At 61.8% G+C, this 16,052-nt stretch carries 18 protein-coding genes and 2 riboswitches; of the genes, 11 read left to right on the top strand and 7 right to left on the bottom strand.

Going from position 1 to position 16,052, the window contains the following annotated elements; genetic code table 11:
* Nucleotides 1-40: 40 nt before the first annotated feature.
* Nucleotides 41-418: an ArsR/SmtB family transcription factor gene (locus HMPREF9695_RS04320; protein WP_006019580.1), complete on the bottom strand. Its 378-nt coding sequence runs from the start codon at nt 416-418 to the stop codon at nt 41-43.
* A gap of 23 nt (nt 419-441) precedes the next feature.
* Complete coding sequence (locus HMPREF9695_RS04325) at nt 442-897, bottom strand: thioredoxin fold domain-containing protein (protein WP_041711259.1); 456 nt, start codon at nt 895-897, stop codon at nt 442-444.
* On the opposite strand from HMPREF9695_RS04325, the gene HMPREF9695_RS04330 reads away from it, so the two are divergent.
* On the top strand, nt 884-1,624 hold the full coding sequence (locus HMPREF9695_RS04330) for a cytochrome c biogenesis CcdA family protein (protein ID WP_006019582.1): 741 nt from the start codon (nt 884-886) through the stop codon (nt 1,622-1,624). The genes HMPREF9695_RS04325 and HMPREF9695_RS04330 overlap by 14 nt on opposite strands.
* Nucleotides 1,625-1,644: 20 nt before the next feature.
* Complete coding sequence (locus tag HMPREF9695_RS04335; RefSeq protein WP_006019583.1) at nt 1,645-2,232, top strand: SoxW family protein; 588 nt, start codon at nt 1,645-1,647, stop codon at nt 2,230-2,232.
* Between the two features lie 23 nt (nt 2,233-2,255).
* Here HMPREF9695_RS04335 and HMPREF9695_RS26270 read toward each other — a convergent pair whose 3' ends face one another.
* From HMPREF9695_RS26270 to soxA, 4 genes are all read right to left on the bottom strand, one after another.
* Entirely contained in the window at nt 2,256-2,426 is a 171-nt protein-coding gene (locus HMPREF9695_RS26270) for a hypothetical protein (RefSeq protein WP_157223906.1), read from the bottom strand.
* Between the two features lie 729 nt (nt 2,427-3,155).
* Nucleotides 3,156-3,653: a GlcG/HbpS family heme-binding protein gene (locus HMPREF9695_RS04340; RefSeq protein WP_006019584.1), complete on the bottom strand. Its 498-nt coding sequence runs from the start codon at nt 3,651-3,653 to the stop codon at nt 3,156-3,158.
* A gap of 30 nt (nt 3,654-3,683) precedes the next feature.
* Entirely contained in the window at nt 3,684-4,328 is a 645-nt protein-coding gene (soxX, locus tag HMPREF9695_RS04345; RefSeq protein ID WP_006019585.1) for a sulfur oxidation c-type cytochrome SoxX, read from the bottom strand.
* Between the two features lie 14 nt (nt 4,329-4,342).
* Entirely contained in the window at nt 4,343-5,167 is an 825-nt protein-coding gene (soxA, locus tag HMPREF9695_RS04350) for a sulfur oxidation c-type cytochrome SoxA (protein WP_006019586.1), read from the bottom strand.
* A 222-nt stretch (nt 5,168-5,389) separates the two neighbouring features.
* Here soxA and soxY point away from each other — a divergent pair, with 222 nt between their 5' ends.
* From soxY to HMPREF9695_RS04395, 9 genes are all read left to right on the top strand, one after another.
* A complete protein-coding gene (soxY, locus tag HMPREF9695_RS04355) occupies nt 5,390-5,854 on the top strand; it encodes a thiosulfate oxidation carrier protein SoxY (RefSeq protein ID WP_006019587.1) in 465 nt (154 codons plus the stop codon).
* 39 nt (nt 5,855-5,893) lie between these two features.
* The gene (soxZ, locus tag HMPREF9695_RS04360) at nt 5,894-6,223 is read left to right on the top strand and encodes a thiosulfate oxidation carrier complex protein SoxZ (protein ID WP_006019588.1); all 330 of its coding nucleotides are present in this window, start codon (nt 5,894-5,896) and stop codon (nt 6,221-6,223) included.
* 109 nt (nt 6,224-6,332) lie between these two features.
* Nucleotides 6,333-8,030, top strand: coding sequence for a thiosulfohydrolase SoxB (soxB, locus tag HMPREF9695_RS04365; protein WP_006019589.1), 1,698 nt, complete (start codon nt 6,333-6,335; stop codon nt 8,028-8,030).
* 69 nt (nt 8,031-8,099) lie between these two features.
* Entirely contained in the window at nt 8,100-9,377 is a 1,278-nt protein-coding gene (gene soxC, locus HMPREF9695_RS04370) for a sulfite dehydrogenase (RefSeq protein ID WP_006019590.1), read from the top strand.
* Nucleotides 9,361-10,065: a c-type cytochrome gene (locus HMPREF9695_RS04375; RefSeq protein WP_006019591.1), complete on the top strand. Its 705-nt coding sequence runs from the start codon at nt 9,361-9,363 to the stop codon at nt 10,063-10,065. The genes soxC and HMPREF9695_RS04375 overlap by 17 nt, the downstream gene beginning before the upstream one ends.
* A complete protein-coding gene (locus HMPREF9695_RS04380; RefSeq protein ID WP_006019592.1) occupies nt 10,065-10,370 on the top strand; it encodes a c-type cytochrome in 306 nt (101 codons plus the stop codon). Before HMPREF9695_RS04375 ends, HMPREF9695_RS04380 begins: the two co-directional genes overlap by 1 nt.
* A 27-nt stretch (nt 10,371-10,397) precedes the next feature.
* Nucleotides 10,398-10,919 carry a DsrE family protein gene (locus HMPREF9695_RS04385; RefSeq protein WP_006019593.1) on the top strand — a complete coding sequence of 174 codons (522 nt, stop codon included), beginning with the start codon at nt 10,398-10,400 and terminating at the stop codon, nt 10,917-10,919.
* A gap of 49 nt (nt 10,920-10,968) precedes the next feature.
* The gene (locus tag HMPREF9695_RS04390) at nt 10,969-12,243 is read left to right on the top strand and encodes an NAD(P)/FAD-dependent oxidoreductase (RefSeq protein WP_006019594.1); all 1,275 of its coding nucleotides are present in this window, start codon (nt 10,969-10,971) and stop codon (nt 12,241-12,243) included.
* Nucleotides 12,244-12,329: 86 nt separating this feature from the next.
* A complete protein-coding gene (locus HMPREF9695_RS04395; protein WP_006019595.1) occupies nt 12,330-12,725 on the top strand; it encodes a c-type cytochrome in 396 nt (131 codons plus the stop codon).
* 111 nt (nt 12,726-12,836) lie between these two features.
* On the opposite strand, the gene metE is transcribed toward HMPREF9695_RS04395, so the two are convergent.
* A complete protein-coding gene (metE, locus tag HMPREF9695_RS04400) occupies nt 12,837-15,188 on the bottom strand; it encodes a 5-methyltetrahydropteroyltriglutamate--homocysteine S-methyltransferase (RefSeq protein WP_041711270.1) in 2,352 nt (783 codons plus the stop codon).
* 100 nt (nt 15,189-15,288) lie between these two features.
* A riboswitch (cobalamin riboswitch) is annotated at nt 15,289-15,502 on the bottom strand.
* A gap of 258 nt (nt 15,503-15,760) precedes the next feature.
* A riboswitch (cobalamin riboswitch) is annotated at nt 15,761-15,979 on the top strand.
* Nucleotides 15,980-16,052: the final 73 nt, after the last annotated feature.

Below are 16,052 nucleotides of genomic sequence, written 5' to 3' on the forward strand. Positions count from 1 at the left end.
ATTGCGGGCTGCGTCGCGTCCGCCTGCCATTGCGGCAGGTTTATTTCTTGTCTGCGGCCTCCACCGGCGCACAGAAAATATCGTAGACCACCGAGATAACCCGGCGGACATCCTCGTTGGCGAGGCTGTAGTAGATCGTCTTGCCGTCGCGGCGGGTATCGACCATACCGTCGTAGCGCAGCCGCGCGAGTTGCTGCGAGACTGCCGATTGGCGCAGCGACAGAATGTTCTCAAGCTCGGTGACCGACCGTTCGCGTTCGGCCAGCAGGCAGAGCAGCAGCAGCCGGTTCTCATGCGACAAGGCTTTGAGAAAGTTGCTGGCCTTGCGTGCCTTGCGCATCAACTGGTCGAGTTCGGGCGAATATTCCGCGCCGTCGCGAAGCTCGGTTTCCAGTTCGGATGAAAGGATCGATGTCATAGGCGTGGCTTTCAAGCGGTGGATCAGATTCGGTTCAGTTCGCGCGCCGCGGTCTGCAGCTTCGCCGCAAGCGCGTCGAGCAATCCCCAGAACGCATTGTCATTGCTGTAGCCGGTGATGCGGCCGATCTCACGGCCGTTGTCCACCACGATGAAGGTCGGCGTGAAGCGGACCGGCGAGGCGAGGGCGATGCCGCTCATCTTCTGTTGCTGGATATCGACGCGGCGGAGCGGAAGCGCTTTGGCTTCGTCAGTCTTTTCATAGAGCGCGCCGACATCGCGTTCCCAGCGCTGGCAATAGACGCAGCCAGCCTGCTCGAACATCACGAGTTCGGCGGCCTGCGCCATGCCACACCACAGCACCGTTGTTGAAAGTGCAGCGGCGGCGACGGTTTTTGCGAGCGTTTGTCCCGGCATATGATACATATACACGAATTCGCATGTATCTACCAGAGCCGGAAAATCCGTGGTTTCTTCCATTTCTATTGCCGGGGCGCTGGGGGCGGGGGTGCTGTCGTTCCTCTCTCCGTGCGTTTTGCCGCTGGTGCCGCCGTATCTGTGTTTTCTGGCGGGCATCAGCATCGATGACCTGACGCGCGAGGACAAACGTGGCTGGCGGCCGGACTGGCGCGTGGTCGCGCTGTCCTTCGCCTTCGTGCTCGGCTTCGCCACCGTGTTCGTCGCGCTCGGCGCATCGGCCTCGGCGCTCGGCAAAACCGTCACCGCCTACTTCGACACCCTCGCGATCGTCGCCGGTGTGATCATCATCATCCTCGGTTTGCATTTCCTCGGGCTGTTCAGAATCGGGCTTCTGTTCCGCGAAGCGCGCTTTCAGACCGTGGCCAGGCCGGCGGGATTTGTCGGCGCCTATATCGTCGGCCTTGCCTTCGCGTTCGGCTGGACCCCATGTGTGGGGCCGGTACTGGCTGCGATCCTTGTGGTCGCCGGTGTCGAGGGATCGGCGGCGCGTGGCGCATTGTTGCTCGGGGCCTACGCGCTCGGGATCGGCATTCCGTTCATGCTGGCGTCGCTGTTCTCGGGGCCGTTCATGCGGATGATGGCGCGGCTGCGCGGCCACATGGGGACTATCGAAAAGGTGATCGGCGGCGCTCTTGTGCTGACCGGCGTGCTGTTTTTGACTGGCGGCATGCCGCGCATCGCCGGTTGGCTGCTGGAAACATTTCCGGTGTTTGGATCGGTCGGTTGACGCGACAGAGGGAGGCTTACTTGCCCAATAACAAGACTCATCTCACCCGGCGCCGCGCCATCGCCGCGCTCGGCATCGGTGCCTTGAGCCTGCGTGCTGCGCCAGCCTTCGCAAAGGCGACGCTCGGCGACGATGGCATCTATCATATGGACTGGTATCTCGAGAGCTTCCTCGACGTGTCCGAAGATCTCACCGGCGCGACGGCGAAGGGCAAACGCTTTGCGATCATGTGGGGCCTCAAGGGCTGCCCGGCCTGCAAGCGGATGCATGAGGTGCATATGGTGGACCCGAAGATCGAGGGTTACATCCGCGACAATTTCGAGATCCTTCATCTCAATCATATCGGCGCGCGCGAAGTGACTGACTTCGACGGCCGCAAGCGCAGCGAGAAGGCGTTCGGCGAGGCCTACGGCATCCGCTTCACGCCGACCATCCAGTTTTTCCCCGAGAAGGCTGATGGACTCGCTGCGTTGAAGGGGCAGGCGCGGGAAGTGGCGCGTATGCCGGGCCTGTTGGAGCCCACCGAATTCCTCGCCATGTTTCGTTACGTGCGTGAAAAGGGTTACGAGTCGTCGCCGTTCCCGGAATGGCTCAAGCGCCAGGCGTGACTTTTTTCCATCGCACTCGATGTTCAGCGGACATCCCGCACCATTCTCAATTCGTCATGGCCGGGCTTGACCCGGCCATCCACGACTATCTCAAGGTTGGCAAGCAAGGCGTGGATCACCGGGTCAAGCCCGGTGATGACAATCGTAGGTGTTGCACTTGCGTACGTCACATCGCATTCCGATTCAATTTTCAAACAGCCACTTCTAAACAGCCACGCGTGATTACTCTCGCGCACCGCGCGAGTTGATCTGTGAAACTCGCCCCACAAACAACGAGGGGCATGGAGCGCCGCAAGGCGCACCTTTGTATCGTTTCGCTCCCGGCATCGCGTGCGAGGCGATGGTTTTCCGGAAGCGCATCGCCTTGCGGCGCTCCATTGCGGGACTTTGGGCGAGGGGACCGTACTTCCGGGTGCGGACGGGGGAGGTTACTCGACCCCTGATCCGGACGGCTTTCGCCGCCTTCGTCCGCTCCGCGTCCAGCCGGCGAACGGCAGAGCCACATAGTTGGCCCGGACGGTGACCCCAGCCTCCCGGACGCGTGTGTGCGAGACACGCGCGCAGGCGCCGCATCCTGCTCCGCTTCAAAGCGCCCTCGAGAAGCGCCCCTCACGAACAGGACACAGTGAACTTAAGCGCGCTTCAGAACACGGGGATGCGTATCCCCATCACGAAATGTTTCGAGCCGCGCGCCAGCAATACTCTCCGCCGTCATTCCGGGGCGCGCGTTTGCGCGAGCCCGGAATCCATCGCGGTGTTGGAGAAATGGATTCCGGGTTCGCGCGAAGAGGCGCGCCCCGGAATGACAGAAACAACAGCTGTATCGCTCTGCTTGATCGTGTCCCTGCATCACCACGATATGCGGTGGTTATGGGTCCCCGCTTTCGCGGGGACGACATCGAATGTTTGGTGAGTGCGTCGCCTTAAAAATCCAGCTTGTCGCTGATCGCCGCGATGCCGGCCTTGGCGCAGGCCTCGTCGGCATCGCCGCCCGGTGCACCCGACACGCCGATGCCGCCGAGCATCGTGCCGCCGGCTTCGATCACCACGCCGCCGCCGATCAGCACCACATTGGGAAGTTGGCGCAGGCCCTGCATCGCGGGCGCCTGTGTTGCGGCGACAAGATCGGTGGTGTTGCTCTTGAAGCTGACCGCGGTCCACGCCTTGCCGGTTGCCGTGGGCGGCGTGTGCGCACCCGCGAAGCGATCGCGCAGCATCACCTGCGGCGTGCCGGAACGATCGACCACCGCAACCGACACCTGGTAGCCGCGCTTGCGGCAATCGTTGAGCGCCGCCTTCGCCGCGTCGAGCGCGATCTCGGGGTTGAGCGACTTGGTGGCGACGGTCGCGTCCTGCGCACGCGACGGAGCCGAGGCGAGGGCGCAGACAGCCGCCATCGCCAGCAGAGTGTGTATCTTCATCCCGTTATCTCCGCCTGGCTTGCAGCCGGCCTACTTGTTGACCGGCGATTCCGGATCGAACAGCAGCGCGACAAGATCCTTGATCTGCTGCTCGCTCAGCACCTTGTTCGCGCCGAAGCGCGGCATGTTGGAGCATGCGAGCACGGCCTGCGAATCGTAGATCTTGGTGAAAGCGTTTTTGATCTCGTCCGGTGCGTATTTGCGGTCCTTGCCGTAGTTGGTCAGGCTTGGCCCGAGCGTGCCGAAGGAGACTTCGGACTTTTCCAGCTGATGGCAGGCGTAGCAGTTGCCGCCCGCGACCGTGTCCGGTGGATCGGAGAACTGCCCGCCCCGGCCGTTGTTGGCGACCTTGCGGCCTTCCTTCCAGTCGCCGAGGAATTTTCCGTCGGCGGGATAGACCACCTTGGCAAGCTCACGCTGCACGATCTTGTCGGCTTCCGCCGAGGGCACGTTGTTGTGATAGGCGTTGCAGGTCTTCAGCGTCTCGTCCGGAACGATGCGCTCCTGCCATTCCGGCGGCGCCTTGCCGAAGGTTGCCTTCACATAGGCATCGACGATGGCGGGATCGATGGTCTTAGGTGCGTCCTTGGGCGCGGTCTGCGCGGATGCGGAGAACGGCAGGGCGATAAAACCAGCGGCGAGAACCAGCGCGGTGATCTTGATTGTCTTTGTCATGATGCGCTCCTCTCTCAACGCTTGATCGACGGGACGTTGATTTCGCCGCCCGCGGCCTGTTTCTGCAGGAACACGGTCAGCGCGGTGAGGGCGTCGGAGGCATATTCAGGCACCGGCCAGCGCTGCTGCCGGTAACAGTCCCACAGCCGGTGCTGCATGGTGCGCAGCGCGCCCTGCGACACGCGATATGTCGGCCAGCTCGCCATGGTTTCCTGCGGCAGCTTGCCGGGCTTCGACAGGTCCGGCAGACCCTGAAGCCGGATGCGCTTGCCTTCCTCCGCATGGCAAGTCGAGCAGGAGAAATCGTTCACGCCGCCGCGCCGATAGAACAGCGCTTCGCCGACCGCAGCCATTTCCTGCTCTTTCGGATGGCTGAGCGGAATGTCGATCTTCATGCCGTTCGATTTGTTGGCGATGTAGGCGACGAGGTCTTCCATGTCGGAGGGCTTGCCCGGGCCGGAAAAGCGGCGCGCGATCACGTCCTTGGTGTCCAGACCCTGGATGTTGGTCATGCACCACAGCAGGCGCTGCTCAAGGTCCATCACCTTGTCGGCATCCTTGAAGTAGCGCGGCATCTTGGCGAAGGCGCCTTCCAGCTTGCCTGGGCCCTGACCGAGATCGCAGGTCTCAAGCGAGACGTCCTTGGTGCCGCGCTTCTGGCTCCAGAGCACTTCGCCGCGATCGACCGCGAGATAACCGGGGTTGGACATTGGATCGGAAATCATCGCGCGATAGCGCTCGATTTCCTTTTCGCTGGCGTCCTGCGCCAGAGCAGGGGCGCTCGATGCGCACATCAAAATCGCAAAGGCGATTGCCGACCGAATCGTGGTCCGTCTCATTCTGTGTCCCTCCCTCCGTCAGACCGTCTGCGCGGTCTTGTCGGTTCCCGGATTGCTCTGATGCACCAAGCCGATGCTGCTTTCGGATTGCCACACTAGAACATCTTTACATTCAAGAAAAAGAATATAATGATGTGAGCGGATCATGATAGATTAGGCTTGGCATCGTCAAGCGATACTATCGTCAAGGGATGCACAAGACTCCCGCAGGAGGAATCATTGATGAATTTGAAGTTCACTGAACCAACGCGCCGTGACGCGCTGACGCTCGCAGCGATCGCGGGTTTGACCGCTGTGCTCGCGCCGAAGATGGTGTTCGCGGATGAAGCGGCCGTCGCCGCCGAAATCAAGAAACTGTACGGCGACAAGAAACTCGACAGCGGCAAGATCAAGCTCGATGTGCCGGAGATCGCCGAGAACGGTCTCGTGGTACCGGTCAATGTCGAGGTCGAAAGCCCGATGACAGATTCGGATTACGTGAAGGCGGTGCATGTGTTCGCCGACGGCAATCCGCTGCCGGGCGTCGTGACCTACAAGTTCACGCCGGCCTGCGGCAAGGCTTCAGCCTCGACCCGCATGCGCCTCGCGCAGACGCAGAATATCGTGTGCGTCGCCGAGATGTCGAACGGCGCGCTCTACACCACAAAAGCCAATGTGAAAGTGACCATCGGCGGCTGCGGCGGCTAATCGGATCACTCAAGAAAAAATTCAGGCGAGGACATTTCCATGGCCAATGCACCCACACCGCGCGTTCGCGTTCCTGCCACTGCGAAGGCGGGCGAACTGATCGAAATCAAAACCCTCATTTCGCACGAAATGGAATCGGGCCAGCGCAAGGATTCGGCCGGCAAGGTCGTGCCGCGCAAGATCATCAACAAGTTCACCGCGACCTTCAACGGCAAGCCGGTATTCGAGGCGGACTGGAATCCGGCGATCTCGGCCAATCCGTATCAGTCGTTCTTCTACAAGGCGTCCGAGACCGGCGAGTTCACCTTCACCTGGAAGGATGACGACGGCTCGGAATACACCGCCAAGAACAAGCTGACGGTCGCCTGAGGCGGGACCGTCATTGCGAGGAGCGTGAGCGACGAAGCAATCCAGCTTCTCTCTCAAGAGTGGATTGCTTCGCTTCGCTCGCAATGACAGCTTTATTGTAGGTGGTCTGATGATATCGAGGCGGGAATTCCTGCAGGCGAGCGCGGCTGCGTCCGCGCTCACGATCGGCGGCGGACTGGGTCCGCTCGGGCGCGTCGCCGCGCAGCAGAAGCTGACGCAGGCGGACATTCTCAAGTTCGATCCGCTCGGCACGGTGACCATCCTCTATGTCGCGGACAATCACGCGCAGCTGATGCCGCTGTATTTCCGCGAGCCGTCGGTCAATCTCGGCGTCGGCGCGGACAAGGGCCTGCCGCCGCATCTCACCGACGAAGCGTTCCGCAAATACTTCAACATTGCTGCCGGCTCCGCCGATGCCTATGCGCTCACCGCGGATGATTTCGTATCGCTGGCGCGCAACTACGGCCGCATGGGCGGCATGGATCGTGTTGCGACCCTCATCAATGCGGTGCGCGCCGAGCGCGGCGAGGACAAGGTGCTGCTGTTAGACGGCGGCGACACCTGGCAAGGAAGCTGGACCTCGCTGCAGACCAAGGCGCAGGACATGATCGATGTCATGTCGGCGCTGAAAGTCGATGCCATGGTCGGCCACTGGGAATTCACCTATGGCGCAGAGCGCGTCAAAGAAATCGCCGACAAGGCGCCGTTCGCATTCCTTGCGCAGAACATCCGCGACAACGAATGGCAGGAGCCGGTGTTCGAGCCGCGCAAGATGTTCGAGAAGGGCGGTGCGAAGATCGCCGTGATCGGACAGGCATTGCCGCGCACGGCGGTGGCCAATCCGCGCTGGATGTTCCCGAAATGGGAGTTCGGCATCCGCGAAGAGGATATGCAGAAGCAGGTCGACGAGGCCCGCGCCGATGGCGCGCAGATCGTCGTGCTGCTCTCGCATAACGGCTTCGACGTCGACCGCAAGCTCGCAGGCCGCGTCAAGGGCCTCGACGTGATCCTGACCGCGCATACGCATGATGCGATGCCGGGTCTTTTGCGTGTCGGCGACACGGCGCTGGTCGCGACCGGGTCGCACGGCAAGTTCGTCTCGCGCCTCGACATTGAGGTGAAGGACAGGAAGGTCGCGGGCGTCCGCTTCAAGCTGATGCCGGTGTTCACCGATGCGATCAAACCGGATGCCGCGATGAGCGCGCTGGTGGAAAAGGTGAGGGCGCCGTTCGCCAAGGACCTGGCGAAGGTGATCGGCAAGACGGATTCGCTGCTCTATCGCCGCGGCAACTTCAACGGCACGTTCGACGATCTGATCTGCGATGCGATGCTGTCCGAGCGCGACGCCGAGATCGCGCTGTCGCCGGGCTTCCGCTGGGGCGGGACGCTGATCCCTGACAGCCCGATCACATGGGAAGACGTCACCAACGCCACCGCGATTACCTATCCGAACTGCTATCGCAACCAGATGACCGGCGCGCAGCTCAAGGAAATCCTTGAAGACGTCGCCGACAACATCTTCCACCCCGATCCCTATTTCCAGGGCGGCGGCGACATGGTCCGCATCGGCGGCATGGGTTACTCCATCGATGTGTCCAAGCCGATGGGCTCGCGCATTTCCGATCTCACGCATCTGAAATCCGGCAAGCCGATCGATGCGGCGAAGAGCTACAGCGTCGCGGGCTGGGCCAGCGTCAACGAAGGCACGCAGGGCCCGCCGATCTGGGATGTGGTGTCGGCGCATGTTTCGAAGCGCGGCACCGTGAAGGTCGAGCCGAACACCGCTGTCAAAGTCTCAGGCGCGTAAGTGAAGGCGCTCACATGCACGCTCGCGATCAACATATTCACGTATCGAGATAAATAGAAAGGATGCCGCATGAGTGACACATCATCTGCGGATATTCTCAGCCGCCGGAAATTCCTCGGTGCTGCAGGCGTCGTCGGCGCAGGCGCTGCGCTCGGCGCGAAGTCCGCGCTGGCGCAAGAGGCAAAACCCGATCCGCTGATCACCGAGATCCAGGACTGGAACCGCTATCTCGGCGATGGCGTGCAGAAGACGCCGTACGGCATGCCCTCGAAGTTCGAGAAGAATGTGATTCGCCGCGATGTGTCGTGGCTGACCGCGTCGCCGGAATCCTCGGTGAACTTCACGCCGCTGCACGAACTCGACGGCATCATCACGCCATCGGGCCTCTGTTTCGAGCGGCATCACTCGGGCGTCGCGGAGATCAATCCCGCCGATCATCGCCTGATGGTCAACGGCCTTGTGGACAAGCCGCTGGTGTTCACGATGGACGACATCAGGCGCATGCCGCGCGTGAATAAGATCTATTTCCTCGAATGCGCGGCGAATTCCGGCATGGAGTGGCGCGGCGCGCAGCTCAACGGCTGCCAGTTCACTCACGGCATGGTTCACAACGTCATGTACACCGGCGTTTCATTGAAGACCGTGCTGGATGAAGCGGGCCTCAAACCGAACGCGAAGTGGCTGATGCTGGAAGGCGCGGATGCCGCCGCCATGAACCGCTCGCTCCCCATTGAGAAGGCGCTGAACGATTGCCTGCTCGCCTTCGGCATGAACGGCGAGGCATTGCGGCCCGAACAAGGCTATCCGCTGCGCGCGGTGATCCCCGGCTGGGAAGGCAATCTCTGGGTGAAATGGATTCGCCGCATCGAGGCTGGCGACCAGCCGTGGCAGACCCGCGAGGAGACGTCGAAATACACGGACCTTTTGGCGGACGGACGTTCGCGCAAACATACTTTCGTCATGGATGCAAAGTCGGTGGTGACCAATCCGTCGCCGCAGGCACCGCTGAAATACAAGGGCCGCAATGTGCTGAGCGGCTTTGCCTGGTCCGGCCGCGGTACGGTCAAGCGCGTCGATGTGACCATGGACGGCGGACGCAACTGGCAGACCGCCCGCATCGACGGGCCGGTGTTCGACAAGTCGCTGGTGCGTTTCTATGTCGACTTCGACTGGAACGGGCAGGAGCTGATGATCCAGTCCCGCGCGATGGATTCGACGGGCTATGTGCAGCCGACCAAGGACGAACTGCGCAAGGTGCGCGGCGTCAATTCGATCTACCACAACAACGGCATTCAGACCTGGCTGGTGCGTTCAGGCGGGGAGACTGAAAATGTCGAGATCGGCTAAGGCCACGGCGTTCGCGTTGCTTGCTGGCGTGGCGCTCGTCGCCGCCACGCCGCAGGGCCATGCGCAGCAAATTGCCACACAGGCGACAACGAAGACCTCGTCTAAGCTTGGACTCGGACGTCCCGCGCTGCCGGAAGAAATCAAGGCGTGGGATACGGATGTGCGGCCGGACGGCAAGGGATTGCCACCGGGCAAGGGCACGGTGAAGCAGGGGGATGCGTTGTTTCAGGAGCGCTGCGCTTCGTGTCATGGCGAATTCGGCGAAGGCGCGGGCCGCTGGCCGGTCTTGGCAGGTGGCGCGGGAACGCTGAAGGCGGACCGTCCCGACAAGACCATCGGCTCGTTCTGGCCGGACCTGTCGACCGCGTTCGACTACATCAAGCGCGCGATGCCATACGGCAATGCACGTTCGCTGACCGACGATGACGTTTATGCCCTGACGGCGTACCTTCTCAGCATGAATGATATCGTCAAGGACGAGAATTTCGAACTCAGCGACAAGAACTTCACGTCGATCAAGATGCCGAATGCCGCGGCCTTCTATGACGACGACCGCGAGACAGCCGAAAAGCAGTTCTGGAAGAAGGACCCGTGCATGAAAGACTGCCGTGCTGCACCGAAAGTCACCGGCCGGGCGATCTCGGTGGACGTGACGCCCGACAGCAAGGCAGGACCGAAAGTCGATTGATGAAACGCCCGCCGGCACGTGCGATGCTTTTTGTTCTGGCGGCGGGGGCGGCGCTGGAAAATGCTGCTGCCGGAGACCGGGAACTTGGAGAGTATTTATCGACGGAATGTGTAACCTGTCACCGTGCTTCGGGCGCTGCTCAGGGCATTCCGAAAATCACGGGATGGCCGGAAGACCAGTTCATCGCCGTGATGAATGCCTACAAGGACAAGCAGCGCGACAATCCCGTGATGCAAACCATCGCAGGACGGCTCGAGGCAGGTGACATTGCGGCTCTGGCGGCTTATTTCAGAACCCAGAAGTAAATGGTTTCAAAAATTCCGGAGGGTGTCATGACAGACCAGAATGGCTCGGCAACGCGGCGCAGTCTCATTATCGGAGCTGCTGCGGGCGGTTTGGCCGCGGCAACGGCGCAGGCGGCACCGCAGTCCGTCGCCATGGCGGACCTGAAGAAGGAAGGCGATGTCGCGTGTCTTTATCACTGCGACTACGGCGACAACGCGCGCTTCGCCCAGACGCTGAACAACATCTCGAACCATTATTCGGCTTACGGCTCCGATCCGTTCGGCCTGCAACTGGTGATCGTCGCCCACAGCGTGTCGGTGAAGTATTTCCTGAGCACGCTGGAAGGAACGCCCTGGAAGGATGAGACCATCGATCCGGCGCTGTTCGAGCGTGTCACCGCGCTCGCCAAGAACGGCCTCAAGGTTCTTCTGTGCGAGATCACGTTCCAGCGGCTGAAGCTCGACAAGGCCAAGGTGAAGGACGCGCCGTTCATCAGTTTCGTGCCGTCGGGTGTTGCCACCGTCGCGGCGCTGCAATCGAAAGGCTTTGCCTATCTCAAGGTCGGCTGATCGGACCGGCCGGCTGAATCCGGTTTTTCAATAGAACATTGGGGGCATGATGAGCATCAATCGTCGGCAGTTGATTTCAGGATCGGCATCGTTCGCGGGCGTGATGTTGTTCGGCGGGCCCGCTGTGCTCGGGCAAGGCAAGCCGCGCGTGGTGGTGATCGGCGGCGGCGCGGGCGGCGCGACAGCCGCCAAATACCTCGCCAAGGACAGCGCGGGCGCGATTGCCGTCACGCTGGTCGAGCCGCTGGCCAAGTATCAGACCTGCTTCCACAGCAATCTCTATCTCGGGGGTTTCAGGGATTATCCCTCGATCACCCACGGCTACGGCGGATTGAAGAAACTCGGCGTCACGGTGGTCGCCGACCGCGCCGCCAAGATCGACCGTGACAAGAAGGAGGTCATTCTCGCGAACGGCAAGAAGCTGCCCTATGACCGGCTGGTCGTCTCGCCTGGCATCGACCTGAAATACGATTCCGTTCCGGGCTGGTCGCAGGCGGCGGAGGAAGCCATGCCGCACGCCTGGAAGCCGGGCGCGCAGACGCTGCTGCTCAAGAAAAAGCTCGATGCGGTGCCGAACGGCGGCGTCATCGTGATGATCGCGCCGCCCAATCCCTATCGATGCCCGCCCGGTCCTTATGAGCGCGTGTCGATGATGGCGCATGCGCTGAAAAAGGCGCGCAAGGATCGCTCCAAGATTTTTGTGATTGATCCCAAGGAAAGTTTCTCGAAACAGGCGCTTTTCCAGGAAGGCTGGGAAAAACACTACAAGGGCCTGGTCGAATGGCTCGGGCCCAAGGTGCATGACGGGTTGAAATCGGTCGATCCCAAGACGGGCACCGTTGTCACCGGGTTCGAGACCTACAAGAACGCAGCGCTGGTCAACGTCATCCCGGCGCAGATGGCGGGCGCCATCGCGCGGGATGCCGGCCTTGCCAACACGACCGGTTACTGCGCCATCGATCCGGCAAGCATGAAGTCGTTGGCCGATCCCAACATCTACGTGCTCGGCGATGCCTGCATCGCCGGCGACATGCCGAAATCCGCGTTCTCCGCCAACAGCCAGGCCAAGGTCGCGGCCATGATGATCCGGGGCGAACTGGTGTCGGCGCGCACGTTCCCCGCGCGCTACACCAACACCTGCTGGAGCCTGATCGACACCGACGACTGCGTGAAGATCGGCGGGGCCTATGAGCCGAAGGACGGTAAGATCGCGGCGTCATCCACCTTCGTGTCCAAGACTGGCGAGGATGCCGAACTGCGCAAACAAACCCAAGCCGAAAACATGGGCTGGTACGCCGGAATTACAGCCGATATGTTTGCGTGATATGTCCATCGCCGACGGAACCCGCCGCGACGCGGCGGGTTTCGGTGACGTCTCCTCCCGCCAGCCCGCTTCAAAGGTCAAAACATATGATTGCTCGTTCGTTTGCCGCTGCCCTCGCTTTTGCCGCCGCCGTCAGTTTCGCCGGCACCGCCAACGCTCAGGACGTCGCCGCGGGTGAGAAGTCCTTCAACAAGTGCCGCGCCTGCCATCAGGTTGGTGAAACGGCGAAAAACAGCGTCGGCCCCGAGTTGAACGGCCTGTTCGGCCGCAAGTCGGGCAGCGTCGCGGGTTACAACTATTCCGAAGCCAACAAGAATTCCGGCATCACCTGGGACGAGGCGGTGTTCGCCGAATACATCAAGGACCCGAAGGCGAAGATCCCCGGGACCAAGATGGCCTTCGCGGGCATCAAGAAGGACGACGAGATCAAGGATCTCACCGCCTATCTCAAGCAGTTCGGCGCCGACGGGAAGAAGAAGTAAGAGCCCGTCATTCCGGGGCGCGCTTTCGCGCGAGCCCGGAATCTTCATCAGTTGTCATCATGTCTGGATTACGGATCAGCCCGCAAAACGGGCTGTCCGGAATGACAGCTTCTAAGCCGCTCCACGCGCCTGCCGGGCCGCTTCGACCATGTTGGTCAGCGCCGACCTGACCTCCGGCCAGCCGCGGGTCTTGAGGCCGCAATCCGGATTGATCCAGATCTGGTCCGCCGTCAAATGGCTGCGGGCCTTCTCGATCAGACCGGTCATCTCCTCGACATCGGGCACGCGCGGCGAATGGATGTCGTAGACGCCCGGTCCGATTTCGTTCGGATACTTGTAGGTCACGAAGGCGTCGAGCAGTTCCATCTTCGACCGTGAGGTCTCGATCGAGATCACGTCGGCATCCATCGCGCCGATGGCGTCGATGATGTCGTTGAACTCCGAATAGCACATGTGGGTGTGGATCTGCGTTTCATCCGCGACGCCCGAGGCCGTGATGCGGAAGCTGCCCACCGCCCAGTCGAGATAGGTTTTCCACTCGGACCGCCGCAGCGGAAGACCTTCGCGAAGCGCCGCCTCGTCGATCTGGATCATGGTCGCGCCGGCCTTTTCGAGATCGGTCACCTCGTCGCGGATCGCGAGCGCGATCTGGCGGCATGACTTGCTGCGCGGAATGTCGTCGCGCACGAACGACCAGTTGAGGATGGTCACAGGACCTGTGAGCATGCCCTTCATCGGACGCTTTGTCAGCGACTGGGCATATTTCCACCATTCGACCGTCATCGGCTTCGGCCGCGAGACATCACCGAACAGGATCGGCGGGCGCACGCAGCGCGAGCCGTAGCTCTGCACCCACGCGCTCTTGGTGAAGGCGAAGCCTGAAAGCTGCTCGCCGAAATACTGCACCATGTCGTTGCGTTCGAATTCGCCGTGTACCAGCACGTCGAGACCGATCGTTTCCTGCCATTCCACGGTGCGTCTGGTTTCCTCGCGCAGAAACTCGTCGTATTGAGCCATAGTGATCGTGCCCTTGGCGAAGGCGGCGCGCGCCTTGCGCACGTCGCTGGTCTGCGGGAACGAGCCGATGGTCGTGGTCGGAAAGACCGGCAGCTTGAACCTCGCGCGCTGAATCTGCGCGCGCCGGGCAAAGGCACTGCGGCGGTTGGCCATGTCCGCCGTGATCGCGGCGACACGTTCGGCAACCGCCTTGTTGTGCACTTTCGGCGAGGCCTTGCGCGCGGCGGCGGCTGCGGCCGAGGCCGCAAGTTCGTCTTTCACCGTGTTGCGTCCGACGGCGAGCGCCCGTCCGAGCGCAGAAAGCTCGCTCATCTTCTGCAACGAGAAGGCGAGCCAGCTCTTGAGATCCGCATCGAGCGCGGTTTCCTGATCGAGGTCGATCGGCACATGCAGCAGCGAGCATGACGGGGCGATTTCGATCAAATGCGCGCCGCGCCCGGTAACGACTGGCTCGATGCGATCGAGAATGGCCGGCAGGTTCGCGCGCCAGATGTTGCGTCCGTCGATGACGCCGAGCGAAATCACGCGATCCGCAGGCATCTTGCTCAAGACCGTATCGATCTCACCCTTGCCGCGCACCAGATCGAGATGCACGCCCGCGACGGGCAGCTTGGCGACGAGATCGGCGTTGTCGCCGAGTTCACCGAAGTAGGTGGCCAGCATGATCTTGGTGCCGGGCACCTTGAGCGCGAGTTCGCTGTAGGCCGTCTTCAACGCAGCCTTTTCGTTCGCATCGAGATCGAGTACGAGGCACGGTTCGTCAAGCTGCACCCAGTCCGCGCCTTCTGTTGCGAGCTTGTTGAGCACTTCGATATAAACCGGCAACAGCCTGTCCAGCAGCGACAGGTTGCTGAACGAGGCGTCATGGCTCTTGCCGAGCTTGAGGAATGTCACCGGGCCGACCAGCACCGGCCGCGTCCGATAGCCGAGCGCCCTGGCTTCCCTGTATTCGTCGATCGGCTTGGTCGAGGACAGTGCGAAGGTCTGTTCCTTCGAGAATTCCGGCACCATGTAGTGATAGTTGGTGTCGAACCACTTGGTCATTTCCTGCGCGGGCGCGCCATGACCGTGGTGATGATGCACATGGCCGTGTTCACATGCAGCGTCTTCGCCCTGGGAGCCGCGCGCCATCGCAAAATAAGTTGCGAGCGAAACCTCGCCGCCTGTCCAGTTGTAGACATCCGGAATGGCGCCGACCATCACACTGGTGTCGAGCACCTGATCGTAGAAAGAGAAGTCGTTCGAGGGAATGACGGTCACGCCGCGCGCTTTCTGGCGCGCCCAGTTGTCGGCGCGAAGCTGCGCCGCCGTTTTGAGGAGCGAAGCCTCGTCGATCCTGCCGGACCAGTAGTTCTCCAGCGCGGTTTTCAGCTCGCGGCGCGGACCGATCCGTGGCGTGCCCAGCGTGGCGACGGGAATGGAAGTAACGGAAGACGAATTCGACATCGGAAACCCCGTGATGTTGGGGCAGGGGCCGGACATGCGCGAACAACAGAGACGGCGGCGCCGTTCTCTCGCAAGCGACACACCGGGGCACCCCGCCCGTGGACGTAATGTGATCGCGGCAGGTCTCCTGGCTCACGGTTCAACGCCTTACGTCCGGCCTTCCCGAGGCTTTCGCCTCAGTGGCATCGATGGACAGGCTCACCGTCTACAGTTGCGGGGGCAGCTCCGGACTTGCGCGATCCAAAACCGCGCGCACCGCATTCCCTCTTGGCTCCGGGCAACGTGCCCGCAGAACCGCGATGGTCACGTTATGTGAAGCGGCTCGCGCCGGGTCAAAGGGAAAGCTTCCCACTGCGGCGGCGTGGACCGCGTCCCCGTGGCCAGTGGGCAGCGATCCGGCGAGAATCGTGGAAGCAGATTTCCGTCGGCGCGATCTGCTGACCGGATTCCCGGCCGCTTTTTCCTCGCGCGCCGAAAAAAACTTTGGCGGTTTTCCTTGGGTATTTTGAGCAATCGCGATCTTTTGTCCCGCTATCCACATCCGCCTCGCTTGACTTGGCATCGCGAAGCACACCAGATGTGGGTGTCACGGTTCCGCCCGGTCGCAAGACTTGGTGGCGAAGATGGGAAGCCGGTGAGTTGCACTCCGACGCGACAAATCCGGCGCTGCCCCCGCAACTGTAAGCAGTGAGTTGAATCCGACCGATGTCACTGATGCGTTTTCGCATCGGGAAGACCGGATTCAGCGCCGAACTGCGAGCCAGGAGACCTGCCGCGACACCAAAGAACGTCCACGGGCGGGGTGTCCGGCGGTCGCGTGCTTCGGTGCGTTCGCGCGCCGTGACCATGCGCCTTCGGCCCAAG

The sequence above is a fragment of the Afipia broomeae ATCC 49717 genome, from assembly GCF_000314675.2.
GTDB classification, from domain to species: Bacteria; Pseudomonadota; Alphaproteobacteria; order Rhizobiales; family Xanthobacteraceae; genus Afipia; species Afipia broomeae.

Bases quoted from the DNA above. Each gene is read 5' to 3' on its own strand.
- soxC (WP_006019590.1), top strand. From the start codon at position 8,100: ATGAGTGACACATCATCTGCGGATATTCTCAGCCGCCGGAAATTCCTC.
- soxZ (WP_006019588.1), top strand. From the start codon at position 5,894: ATGGCCAATGCACCCACACCGCGCGTTCGCGTTCCTGCCACTGCGAAG.
- soxA (WP_006019586.1), bottom strand. From the start codon at position 5,167: ATGAGACGGACCACGATTCGGTCGGCAATCGCCTTTGCGATTTTGATG.
- HMPREF9695_RS04325 (WP_041711259.1), bottom strand. From the start codon at position 897: ATGGAAGAAACCACGGATTTTCCGGCTCTGGTAGATACATGCGAATTC.
- HMPREF9695_RS04340 (WP_006019584.1), bottom strand. From the start codon at position 3,653: ATGAAGATACACACTCTGCTGGCGATGGCGGCTGTCTGCGCCCTCGCC.
- HMPREF9695_RS04385 (WP_006019593.1), top strand. From the start codon at position 10,398: ATGACAGACCAGAATGGCTCGGCAACGCGGCGCAGTCTCATTATCGGA.
- HMPREF9695_RS04395 (WP_006019595.1), top strand. From the start codon at position 12,330: ATGATTGCTCGTTCGTTTGCCGCTGCCCTCGCTTTTGCCGCCGCCGTC.
- soxY (WP_006019587.1), top strand. From the start codon at position 5,390: ATGAATTTGAAGTTCACTGAACCAACGCGCCGTGACGCGCTGACGCTC.
- soxB (WP_006019589.1), top strand. From the start codon at position 6,333: ATGATATCGAGGCGGGAATTCCTGCAGGCGAGCGCGGCTGCGTCCGCG.
- metE (WP_041711270.1), bottom strand. From the start codon at position 15,188: ATGTCGAATTCGTCTTCCGTTACTTCCATTCCCGTCGCCACGCTGGGC.
- HMPREF9695_RS04390 (WP_006019594.1), top strand. From the start codon at position 10,969: ATGAGCATCAATCGTCGGCAGTTGATTTCAGGATCGGCATCGTTCGCG.
- HMPREF9695_RS04380 (WP_006019592.1), top strand. From the start codon at position 10,065: ATGAAACGCCCGCCGGCACGTGCGATGCTTTTTGTTCTGGCGGCGGGG.
- HMPREF9695_RS04375 (WP_006019591.1), top strand. From the start codon at position 9,361: ATGTCGAGATCGGCTAAGGCCACGGCGTTCGCGTTGCTTGCTGGCGTG.
- HMPREF9695_RS04320 (WP_006019580.1), bottom strand. From the start codon at position 418: ATGACATCGATCCTTTCATCCGAACTGGAAACCGAGCTTCGCGACGGC.
- soxX (WP_006019585.1), bottom strand. From the start codon at position 4,328: ATGACAAAGACAATCAAGATCACCGCGCTGGTTCTCGCCGCTGGTTTT.